The following is a 10,512-nucleotide window of genomic DNA, read 5'->3' on the forward strand; positions in this document are numbered from 1 at the left end:
GCTAAATCCCGCCAGATCAGGCGAAACCCTGGGAATGATTATCGGGACTGGCGTGGCCCCCTTCATTCTGTATACTTGCGCTCAATTCGGCTTCGCCGGTCGATTTCCATCCAAAAGGCCTATATCTTGAGTAAGACTGCAATCATCGTCGACGACAGCAAGCTTTCGCGGATGCATGTGCGGGCAATGGTCTTGCGCAACAAACCCGACTGGTCGGTGGTCGAGGCGGCGAACGGCGACGAACTCTTCAAGACGTTGCAGGACACGCCGGTCGATGTCGCGATCATCGACTACAACATGCCCGGCGACAATGGCGTGGAAACCGCGACCAAGCTGCGCCGGAGTCATCCCAACGTCCACATCGCGATCATCACCGCCAACGCCCAGGACGCGGTGGTGTCCGGCATCCGCGCGGTCGGTGCCGCCTTCATGCCCAAGCCGCTGGAGGAGGATCAGGTCGCCCGTTTCCTGAACTCCACCGCCCTGCCGCCGCGCCGACCCACCCAGGCTCCGCAGGAGTGACCTCCTCCGTCCCCATGCTGAGCGAGCTGGAGCGCGACGCGCTGGCCGAACTGGGCAACATCGGTATCGGCAGGGCATCGACCGCGCTCGGTCGTATGCTGGGCGGACTGGTGACCCTGTCGGTTCCGTCGGTGGAGATGGTGCCGCCGGCCGATGTGGCCGGGCTGCTGGACCGGGCGCTGTCGCCGCCGCTGGTGGGCATTTCGGAAAAGCTGGGCGGCCTTTTCGCCGGATGCGCCCTGCTGGTCTTCCCCCAGGCCGGCAGCATGGTCCTGGTGCGCGCCGCCCTGCCGCCCGATGTGTCGGCCGAGGACGCGTCCGAGATGGAGGACGAAGTCCTGGCGGAGCTGGGCAACGTCGTGCTGAACAGTGCGCTGGCGCTGGTGGCGAACCTGCTGGGCGAGCCGGTCGAGACCGGCCTGCCGGCGGTGTCCCGTGGCCGTGCGGCGGAAATCCTGCAGGGCTGCGCCGGACCGGTGGGGACTGAAGGCGCCGCGGACGATGCGGAGGGGGCCGCGGTGCTGTTCCACGTCGACCTGCGCACCACCCTGCCGGGCGGCGGCGGGGCTGCGGTGGGGGGACGGATGGTCCTGCTGCTCGACACCGACTCCGCCGGGGCGCTGCAGGCGACGCTCGGCCGCTATATCGGGCGGCTGGTGGCGTGAAGGCATCAAGAAGAACCGGCTGGAAAGGCGGGTAAGGACCATGGCACTCATCAAGAAGACCAGGATCGACACGGCAAGCAGCACCCGGCCCAAGCCCGGCGCCGCCGCCGGTCCCGAACGGTCCGCTGCCGGAAACGAGACCGCCATTGCCACCGTCGGCGATCCCGCTCCGGGACCGGCGGCCGAAACGCCGAACGCGCCGCAGCGCCGCCGGGCGCGGGCGGATTCACGGCGCCGGCAGGCTGCCAGCGGCATCGCCGCCGCCGCCGTCGAACTGGCCAGCGGCGTCACCCAGGCGGCCTCCGCGGCGGAGGAGCTGCGCCGGGCGATGGAGCAGATCGCCAGCGGGGCCGAGGAATCGGCCAGCGCCACCCAGCAGTCGCAACGCATGATCGGCCGCGCGTCGGAACTGCTGACCCGCTCGCGCGTCACGGCGGAGCAGGCGGTGCTGCGGGTCGAAGCGCTGCAGGCCACCCTGAAGGACGTCAGCGGCCAGATCCTGTCTTCCGTCGACGGCATCGTCCGCGCCGCCGAACGGCAGGAGGCGTCGGTGGGGCTGGTGCGCGACCTGGAGGCCCAGGCGCAGGAGATCGGCGCCATCGTGCAGAGCGTCGCCGCCATCGCCGACCAGACCAACCTGCTGGCGCTGAACGCCGCCATCGAGGCGGCGCGGGCCGGGGAGGTTGGAAAAGGCTTCGCCGTCGTCGCCGACGAGGTGCAGTCCCTGGCGGAGCGGTCGGAGCGCAGCGCCAACGACATCCAGGCGATGGTCGCGGAGATCCAGGACGCGGTGGCCGCCATCGCCGCCGGCATCGTCGCCTCCTCCGACGCCGCCAAGGCGGAGGTGGAGCGCGGGCGCAAGATCGTCCGGCAGCTGGAGGGCGTGCGGTCGGACATGTCGACCATCGTCCAGGGCGCGCAGGAGACGATCCGGGCCGCCGTGGAGGCCGACCAGGCCGCCCGCGAGGCCCTGCGCGGGGCGGAAACCATCGCCGCCAGTGCCGAGGAGCAGTCCGCCGCCGCCGAGGAGGCTTTGAGGACCGCCGGCGAACAGGCCCTCGCCCTGAACCAGAGCCAGCGCGCCGCCGGCCAGCTGTCCGAACTGGCCGAGGATCTGGAGGGCACCGCCGACCTCGCCGCCACCGCCGACGAGTTGGCGTCCGCCGCCGAGGAGCTGTCGGCGGCCATCGAGGAGATCAACCGGGGGGCGGCGCAGATCATGACCGCCATCGGACAGATCTCCGCCGGGGCGCAGTCCCAGAGTGCGGCCACCCACCAACTCGCTTCCGCCATCTCGGAGATCGACGCCGCCGCGACGCTGGCTGCCGGCCGGGCCGGGGAGTCGGTGGAGCGCTGCGGCTCGATGGAGGCGCTGCTGGGCGAGACCCGCGAGACCATCGGCCGGTTGGCCGACGGCATGCTGGAAGCGGTGGAGTCCTCCCGCAAGGCCGGTGAGCGGCTGGATGCGCTGGAGCGGATCGGCCGGCGCATCGACAAGGTGGTGGACGCCATCGCCACGGTCGCCATCCAGACCGGCATGCTGGCGGTCAGCGGTTCCATCGAAGCGGCGCGGGCGGGCGAGTTCGGCCGCGGCTTCACCGTGGTCAGCGGCGACATCCGCAAGCTGGCCGGCGACAGCGCCGAGAGTGCCGAGCGGGTGAAGGACATCGTCCGCGACATCCAGGACCAGATGCAGCGGGTGCGCCGCGACATCGACGACGTGTCCGCGACCGCGGTGACGGAGATCGCGCGACACCGCGCCTTCGGCGTCACCCTGACCGCGGGCGCGCAGGAGCTGCGGGTGGTCACAGCCGGGGGGCGCGAGATCCTGGAGGCCGCCACCGAAACCACCGCCGCCCTGCGGGAGACCCGCGTCGGGGTGGAGCAGGTGGCCACCGCCGCCGCCGCGGCCAACCTCGCCGCTTCCGAAGCGGCCAAGGCCGCCCGCGAACAGGCGAAGGGGGCCGAGGAACTGGCGTCGGCGATCGAGGAGATCGCGGCGATGGCCGACAGCCTGCTGGGCGCGGCTTGACCGCCGTGGCCGGGGACCCCGCGGCTGCAGGAAAGATGGCGACAGGACAGGCGGTTGGGGAGGCGGATGCCGGCCTCGCCTTCGTCACGGTGGCGGTCGGCGATTTGCGCCTCGCCCTGCCGCTGTCGGCGGTTCGTGCCGTGATCCGGCCGCCGGACCTGGTCCGCATCCCGCTGGGGCCGCCCAGCCTCGACGGGCTGGCGCAATGGCATGGCGAGGCGGTGCCGGTGCTCGATCTCTGCAAGTCGCTGGGGGCCAGGTCGCCGGAGGGGGGGGCGTCCGGCGGCCGGGAGGCCCGGGTGGTGGTGGTCGGGCACCGCGGGCAGCCGGTCGGCCTGCGGGTGGACGCGATGGCCGGCATCTTGCGCTGCGATCCCGACCGCATCGAGCCGGTGACGCAAGAGGAGGGCGGGCTCGACCCCGCCATGCTCGACGGCCTGCTGCTCGACGGCCCGGCGACCATCCTGAAGCTCGACGCGCTGATCGACCGGCAGTTCGGCGATATGGTGGAGGCGGAGCCGGGGCGGACGGACCGGGGGATGGCCGGGCTTGGGCTTGCGACGGCGGCCGCGGCGGGCGGCGCTGGCGAACTCGACCGCCGAGCCCTGCTGGTCTTCGAGGTCGCCGGGCAGGAGTTCGCCCTGCCGGTGGACCGCGTGCGCGAGGTTCTGCCGGCTCCGCGCGAGGTCGCCCGCATGGCGCGGGCCAAGGCGCATCTGTTGGGCGTGATGTCGGTGCGCGACCGGCTGCTGCCGCTGGTCGGGTTGCGCGCCCTGTTCGGGCTGGACGGTGCCGGCGGACAGGCGGCCGGGCGCCGCGTCGTCGTGGTGCGTTCCGGGGATGCGCAGGCGCCGGTCGGCGTGCTGGTGGACGAGGTCCGCGAGATCCTGCGGCTCGATCCGGCGCTGATCGACCCGGTGCCGCCGCTGCTGGCCCGCGAACCGGAGTTCGAGGATCTGGACGGCATCGCCCGGGCCGACGGCGGGGATGGTCGCGGGCGGCGGCTGGTGTCGGTGCTGTCGGCGGAGAGGCTGTTCCGCCATGGCGCGGCGCTGGCTTCCGACTTGGGTCGAAAGGTCGCCGGCAGAGAGGGGGATGGAATGGATCCGGTTTCGCCGGCGGATGGCGGGCGGGGCGGAAGCGGAGGTCGCGGCATCGGCGAGCGGTTCGTCGTCTTCCACCTTGCCGGGGCGGAATATGGCCTGCCGGTCGCTGCCGTGCGCGAGGTGCTGCGCCGGCCCGACAGCGTCACGCCGCTGCCGGGCGCCCCCGACTTCGTCGCCGGCGTGCTCACGCTGCGCAGCGAGGTGCTGCCGCTGATCGACCAGCGCCGGCTGCTGAACCTGCCGGCGGCCCAACCCGCGACGGGGCAATCGGCGACGGGCGAGTCCGTGACCGGCCCTGCCGCCGGGCTCGATCGCGGGCGGGTGGTGGTGGTCGGGCGGGACGGGTTTCTGGTCGGGCTTCTGGTCGACGGGCTGTCCGGCCTGCTGACGGTTCCGCCGGAGCGGATCGGTCCGGCACCGGTGGTGTCGGCGGCGCAGCGCCGGCTGATCCGCCGGGTCGCCACGCTGGAGTCCGGCAGCGGCGCCCGCCTGATCCTGCTGATGGATGCGGACAGCCTGCTCGACATGGACCGACTGGCCGACCTGCTCGTTGCTCCGCCGTGAGGACTGGATCGGGGGACGGCGTGCTGACGGTGCTGGTGGTGGATGATTCCGCGTTGATGCGCCGGCGCATCGCGGACCTGCTGGGCGGGGCCGGGTTCCGGGTGGAGACCGCCGCGACGGGGGAGGAGGCCTTGGCGCGCCTGCCGGTCGTCGACCCGGACGTGGTGACGCTGGACGTCACCATGCCCGGCATGGACGGGCTGAGCTGCCTTGCCCGCATCATGGTGGAGCATCCCAAGCCGGTCGTCATGGTCTCCGCCCTGACCGGGGCGGGGGCGGAGGAGACGCTGGAGGCGCTGCGGCTGGGGGCCGTGGAGGCGGTGCAGAAGCCGGCCGCCGGCTCCATCGGCCGCATCGGCGAGGAGTTGGTGGAGACGGTGCGGGCCGCGGCGTCCTCCCGCCCGCGCCGGGTGCGGGGCCTGCGCGAACGGCTGCGGCTGGCCCGCGCCCGCATCGCCGGGGAGGATTTCGTCGCCCCCGCCGCGGTGCCGCAGGTGGCGCCGCCCGCCGCGGCGACGCCGACGGGCGGGGAGGGCGAGGGGGTGGTGCTGGTCGGCGTGTCCACCGGCGGACCCAGCACGCTGGAGGACATCCTGCCGCTGCTGCCGGCAGGCTTTCCCTGGCCGGTGGTGGTGGCGCAGCATATGCCTCCCACCTTCACTGCCACGCTGGCGCGGCGGCTCGACGAGCTGTGCGCGCTGAGGGTGGTGGAGGCGGAGCGGGCGACGGTGCTGGAGCCGGGCATGGCCTGCATCGCCCGCGGCGGCGCGGACATCGAACTGGCGCGGCGCGGCGGCCGGCTGCAGGCGGTCTGCGTGCCGGCCGCCCCCGACCGGCCCTGGCATCCCAATGCCGACCGGCTGGTGGTCAGCGCCATGCGGCTGCTGCCGCCCGACCGGCTGATGGGGGTGCTGCTGACCGGAATGGGCAATGACGGGGCGGTGTCGATGGCCGAACTTCACGCCCGCGGCGGCCGCACCATCGCGGAGTCGGAGGACAGCGCCGTCGTCTTCGGAATGCCGCAGGAGCTGATCCGGCGCGGCGGGGCCAGCGTCGTGCTGCCGTCGGACCGGATCGCCGGCCAATTGACCCGTTGGCTGATGCCCGCCGCGCGGCGGCCCGGGATGCAATGGGGGGTGGAGTAGGGGGGATGCCATGGGACTGGTGAAGAAGAAGAAGGCCGCTCCGGAGACTGCCCCGGCACCGTCGGCTCCGGCAACGTCCGCTCGGGCGATCTCCGATCCGGCGATCCCCGATGGCCGGCGCGATCCGCTGACGGCGATCGAGGATGCCGACGCCTCGGTCCGCCGTGACGCCGCGCACGGGTTGGGCCATGCCGCGTTCCCCGGCGCGGAAGCCGCGCTTGCCCGCCGGCTTCAGGCGGAGGGCGACGCTGGCGTGCGCGAAGCCATCCTGACCGCGCTCGCCCGGATCGGCACGCCCGACGCGGCGGCGGCGCTGGTCCCCTTCCTCGACCGCGAGGATGCGGCACTCCGCAACGCGGTGCTGGAAAGCCTGCAGCAGATGCCGGCGGAGGTCGCCGCCGCGGCGTTGCTGCCGCTGCTCGACCATGCCGACGCCGATCTGCGCATCTTCGCGGTGCAGGGGCTGGGCGGCCTCGCCCATCCGGGAGGCGCCGACTGGCTGAAGGCGGTGATGGAGCGCGATACGGACGTGAATGTCTGCCTCGCCGCGGTGGAGGCGCTGGCCGAGGCTGGCAGTCCGGAGGCGATGACCAGCCTGGAGGCGCTGGCCCGCCGCTTTCCCGACGACGCTTTCGTCGCCTTCGCCGTCGATGCCGCCCGCGCCAGCTTCCATGGCCCAGCTTCCGCGGCGGATGAGCCCTGGTGAACGATGCCGAGCCGCAAGGCCTGTCCCCGGAGGATTACGCGACCCTGTGCGGATTCCTGCGGGACCGCACCGGCCTGTCCTTCACCGAGGCCAAACGCTATTTCGTGGATCGCCGCGTCGCCGCCCGCATGCAGGCGGTCGGTGCGACGGACTTGCGCGCCTATATGAATCTGCTGCGCTTCCAGGCGTCGGGGGAGGAGCTTCAGCGCCTCGTCAACCTGATGACGGTGAACGAGACCTATTTCTTCCGCGAGAAGTACCAGTTCGACTGCCTGGTGAATTCCGTCCTGGACGAACTGGTGCGGGGGCGGCCGAAGGGATCGCGCCTGCGCATCTGGTCGGCCGGCTGCGCCACCGGGGAGGAGCCCTATTCCATCGCCATCATGCTGCTGGAAAGCTGGGGCCGGGTGGACGATTACGAGATTGAGCTGCTGGGCTCGGACATCGACAGCGCGGTGCTGGAGCGGGCGCGCGAGGGCATCTATGACGAGCGCGCCCTGCAAGGGCTGCCGGCCCATTTGCGCGCCAAATATTTCCAGTCCCTGCGCGGAACGGCGGTGGCCGGGGGACCGCGCTGGCAGATCGTCGAGGAATTGCGCGAGTCGGTCGATTTCTCGCTGGTCAACATCGCCGATCCGCAGCAGGTGCGGGCGTTTCGCGGGATCGACGTGATCTTCTGCCGCAACCTGCTGATCTATTTCGATGACCTGGGCCGGCGGGAGGCGGCGAGCATGTTCCACGATGCCCTGGCGCCGGGCGGCTTCGTCTGCCTCGGCCATTCGGAAAGCATGAGCCGCATGTCCTCGCTGTTCGTTCCGCGCCGCTTTCCGGACGCCATCCTCTACCAGAAGCCGATGGACGGAGGTGTGCCGTGACTGGAACCGATGGGAGCGGGCCGCGCGTTCTTGTGGTGGACGACGCCGTGACGGTGCGCGCCTTCAGCCGCCGCGTCCTGGAGGCCGACGGCTTCGTGGTCGACGAGGCGGTGAACGGCATTGAGGGGCTGGAACGGGCGATGGCCGCCCCGCCCGATCTGGTGATCGTCGACGTCAACATGCGCAAGATGGACGGCTACACCATGCTGCGCGTCCTGCGCCGCGACCCGGGCTTGCGCGATGTGCCCGCCATCATGATCAGCACCGAATCGAAGGCCAGCGACCGCGAGCAGGCCCTGCTGGCCGGGGCCAACTGGTACATCGTGAAGCCGCCGCGGCCGGAGGTGCTGGTGGAGGCGGCACGTCTGCTGACCGGGCGTCCCCTCGGCGGGGAGGGCGCGCCATGAGCGAGTTGTTCGACCAGTTCATCGTCGAGGCGCAGGAACTGCTGGAGACCGCCGGCGGCGCCCTGCTGGCGCTGGAGCGCGACCCGGCCGACCGCGCGTCGGTGGATGAGTTGTTCCGCGCCTTCCACACGCTGAAGGGGTCGAGCGCCCTGTTCGACATGGCGCCCTTCACCCGGCTGGTCCATGCCGGGGAGGACACGCTGTCGCTGCTGCGCGACGGCCGGCGCGGCATGACACCCGATCTGGCCGACCGGCTGTTCCGCGCGCTCGACCAGTGCGCGCGCTGGGTAGCGGCGCTGGAGGAAGCCGGCACGCTGCCCGCCGATGCCGGCGAGGCGGCGGAGGCGCTGGCCCGCGGGCTGTCGGGCGGGCCTGCGGACGGGGCTGCTGCCGGCGGCGGAGAGGTGGAGGCCTTCCCGTGGGTGGCGGGGCTGACGGACGAGGAGCGGCGGGCGGCGGGCGAGGGCACGCTGACCGCCATCGACTACACGCCCGATCCGGACTGTTTCTTCACCGGCGACGATCCGCTGGCGCTGTTCCGCCGGGTGCCCGACCTGCGGCTGCTGCGGATCGAGCCGGCGCATCCGCTGCCGCCATTGGCGCAGATGGACCCCTACCGTTGCGTCCTGCGCTTCCGCGCGCTGAGCGGTGCAGCCGTGGAGGCGGTGACGCCGGCCTTCCGCAGCGTGCCCGACCAGGTGCGGACCGGCAGCGTCACGCTGTCTCCCGCCTTCACGCCGCCTGCGGCGGCAGCGCAAGGTTCCCTGGCGGCGACCATGCTGGAGGAGCAGACGCGCATCCTCGACCTGCCCGGCAGCGCCGCCGAGCGCGAGTCCCGCCGCGCCGCGGTGGCGCGGGCGGTCGCCGCGATCCTGACGGCGCTGGGACGTCCGACCCAGCGCGCCGCCGTCGCGGCGGCCTGCGGCGATGTCGGGTCGTTGCGCCGCTTCCTGGCCGATGGACCGGGGGAAACGCCGGCGGTTTCCGAGCCGCGTCCCTCCGCTCCCTCCGCCGCGCCGCGCCGCGCCCTGCGGGTGGAGCCGGAGCGGATGGACGCGCTGATGGCGCTGGTCGGCGAGCTGTCGGTGGTGAAGGGGCAACTGGGTCCGCTGGTCCGCCGTGCCGGGGATGGCGAGATGGCCCGCGATCTGAAGGCCTTTGCCGCCCGGGTGGACAGTCTGGTCGGTGACCTCCGCCACGCGGCGTTGCGGCTGCGGCTGCTGCCGCTGGCCCGTGTCTTCGACCCGCTGCCGCGGCTGGTGCGCGACACCGCCCGGCGGCTGGACAAGACGGTCGAGCTGGTGCTGGAAGGGGCGGAGACGGAGGCCGACAAGGACATCCTCGACGTGCTGGGCGAGCCGCTGCTGCATCTGGTGCGCAACGCGCTCGACCACGGCATCGAGATGCCGGAGCGTCGGGCCGCCGCCGGCAAGCCGCCGGCCGGCACGCTGCGGGTCCGCGCCTTCCAGGACAAGGGCGGGGTGGTTGTGGAGGTGTCGGACGATGGCGCCGGCATCGACCCGGCGGCGATGCGCCGCGCCGCGGTCGCCAAGGGGCTGCTGGATCCGGACGCCGCCGCTGCGCTGAGCGACGCCGACGCGGTGCGGCTGGTCTTCGCCCCCGGCTTCAGCACCGCAGGCAGCGTGTCCGAGCTGTCCGGCCGCGGTGTCGGCATGGACGCGGTGCGTGCGGCGGCGGAGCGGGCCGGCGGCCGGGTGGAGATCGATTCGACCCCCGGCAACGGCACGCGGGTATGCCTGCTGCTGCCGCTGACGCTCAGCATCACCCGCGTCGTGGTGGTGGAGGCGGCGGGATCGCTCTACGGCATCCCGGTGGCTCTGGTCGGCGGTGTCCAACGGGTGAAGCGGGGCGAGATCCGTGCGGTGAAGCGGGCGGAAAGCGTCGTGCTGCGTGACCGGGTGGTGCCGCTGGTCCGCCTGCGCCGCCTGCTGGGCCAGCCGGAGGACGAGAGGGCGCGCGCCGACGACTGCGTGGTGCTGGCCGAACTGGGCGACGGCCCGGTCGCGGTCGCGGTGGACGATGTCGGCGAGCGGGCCGACGTGGTGCTGCGTCCGATGACCGGGGTGCTGCGGGGGTTGCGCGGCTATGCCGGAACGGCGGTGCTGGGTGACGGCCGGTTGATCCTGGTGCTCGATTTGCGGGAGTTGCTGTGATGCCGATCCGCTATGACGCCGACCTCGCCTGCTTCGAGGCCGCCTGCACGGTGGAGGACACCCTGCCGCTCGCCGAGTGGCTGGAGGCGACGGCCGCACCGCGCGTGGATTTGTCCGCCTGTACGGAACTTCACACCGCACTGCTGCAACTGTTGCTGGCGGCGAGGCCGGCAGTCACGGCGGGGCCGGAGGATGCGTTCCTGGCGCGCGTCATCTCCCTCTCCCCCCTGGGGAGAGGGGCGGGGTGAGGGGGATGCATCTCAGAATTTTTGCCAAGGGCCGCCGCGTCGCCCCCCCCCCCCCCCCCCCCCCCCCC

The 10,512-nt window shown here is 72.6% G+C and carries 10 protein-coding genes; all 10 read left to right on the forward strand.

Features of this window, described 5'->3' with window-relative positions:
- Window positions 1-126: 126 nt before the first annotated feature.
- Genes JHL17_RS11925 through JHL17_RS11970 form a run of 10 tightly spaced genes read left to right on the forward strand, consistent with a single transcriptional unit; the run spans window position 127 to window position 10,444 of the window.
- Entirely contained in the window at window positions 127-522 is a 396-nt protein-coding gene (locus tag JHL17_RS11925) for a response regulator transcription factor (RefSeq protein ID WP_200193338.1), read from the forward strand.
- Entirely contained in the window at window positions 519-1,187 is a 669-nt protein-coding gene (locus JHL17_RS11930; RefSeq protein ID WP_345773788.1) for a chemotaxis protein CheC, read from the forward strand. The genes JHL17_RS11925 and JHL17_RS11930 overlap by 4 nt, the downstream gene beginning before the upstream one ends.
- Window positions 1,188-1,227: 40 nt before the next feature.
- Window positions 1,228-3,219 (forward strand): methyl-accepting chemotaxis protein, encoded by a 1,992-nt coding sequence (locus JHL17_RS11935; RefSeq protein ID WP_200193340.1) that lies wholly within the window; start codon window positions 1,228-1,230, stop codon window positions 3,217-3,219.
- 35 nt (window positions 3,220-3,254) lie between these two features.
- Window positions 3,255-4,889 (forward strand): chemotaxis protein CheW, encoded by a 1,635-nt coding sequence (locus JHL17_RS11940; RefSeq protein ID WP_200193341.1) that lies wholly within the window; start codon window positions 3,255-3,257, stop codon window positions 4,887-4,889.
- A 20-nt stretch (window positions 4,890-4,909) separates the two neighbouring features.
- On the forward strand, window positions 4,910-6,034 hold the full coding sequence (gene cheB / locus JHL17_RS11945; RefSeq protein ID WP_200193664.1) for a chemotaxis-specific protein-glutamate methyltransferase CheB: 1,125 nt from the start codon (window positions 4,910-4,912) through the stop codon (window positions 6,032-6,034).
- A gap of 10 nt (window positions 6,035-6,044) precedes the next feature.
- Window positions 6,045-6,740, forward strand: a complete 696-nt coding sequence (locus JHL17_RS11950) for a HEAT repeat domain-containing protein (RefSeq protein ID WP_200193342.1) — start codon at window positions 6,045-6,047, stop codon at window positions 6,738-6,740.
- Window positions 6,737-7,615: a CheR family methyltransferase gene (locus tag JHL17_RS11955; protein ID WP_200193344.1), complete on the forward strand. Its 879-nt coding sequence runs from the start codon at window positions 6,737-6,739 to the stop codon at window positions 7,613-7,615. The genes JHL17_RS11950 and JHL17_RS11955 overlap by 4 nt, the downstream gene beginning before the upstream one ends.
- Entirely contained in the window at window positions 7,612-8,022 is a 411-nt protein-coding gene (locus JHL17_RS11960; protein WP_200193345.1) for a response regulator, read from the forward strand. Before JHL17_RS11955 ends, JHL17_RS11960 begins: the two co-directional genes overlap by 4 nt.
- Window positions 8,019-10,196, forward strand: coding sequence for a chemotaxis protein CheA (locus JHL17_RS11965; protein ID WP_200193347.1), 2,178 nt, complete (start codon window positions 8,019-8,021; stop codon window positions 10,194-10,196). Before JHL17_RS11960 ends, JHL17_RS11965 begins: the two co-directional genes overlap by 4 nt.
- On the forward strand, window positions 10,196-10,444 hold the full coding sequence (locus tag JHL17_RS11970) for a hypothetical protein (protein ID WP_200193349.1): 249 nt from the start codon (window positions 10,196-10,198) through the stop codon (window positions 10,442-10,444). Before JHL17_RS11965 ends, JHL17_RS11970 begins: the two co-directional genes overlap by 1 nt.
- Window positions 10,445-10,512: the final 68 nt, after the last annotated feature.

This window comes from Azospirillum endophyticum (assembly GCF_016595245.1).
Classification (GTDB): Bacteria; Pseudomonadota; Alphaproteobacteria; order Azospirillales; family Azospirillaceae; genus Azospirillum; species Azospirillum endophyticum.

Excerpts from the sequence above, each read along its gene's own strand:
- JHL17_RS11935 (WP_200193340.1), top strand. The coding sequence starts at position 1,228 with ATGGCACTCATCAAGAAGACCAGGATCGACACGGCAAGCAGCACCCGG.
- JHL17_RS11940 (WP_200193341.1), top strand. The coding sequence starts at position 3,255 with ATGGCGACAGGACAGGCGGTTGGGGAGGCGGATGCCGGCCTCGCCTTC.
- JHL17_RS11950 (WP_200193342.1), top strand. The coding sequence starts at position 6,045 with ATGGGACTGGTGAAGAAGAAGAAGGCCGCTCCGGAGACTGCCCCGGCA.
- JHL17_RS11965 (WP_200193347.1), top strand. The coding sequence starts at position 8,019 with ATGAGCGAGTTGTTCGACCAGTTCATCGTCGAGGCGCAGGAACTGCTG.
- JHL17_RS11970 (WP_200193349.1), top strand. The coding sequence starts at position 10,196 with ATGCCGATCCGCTATGACGCCGACCTCGCCTGCTTCGAGGCCGCCTGC.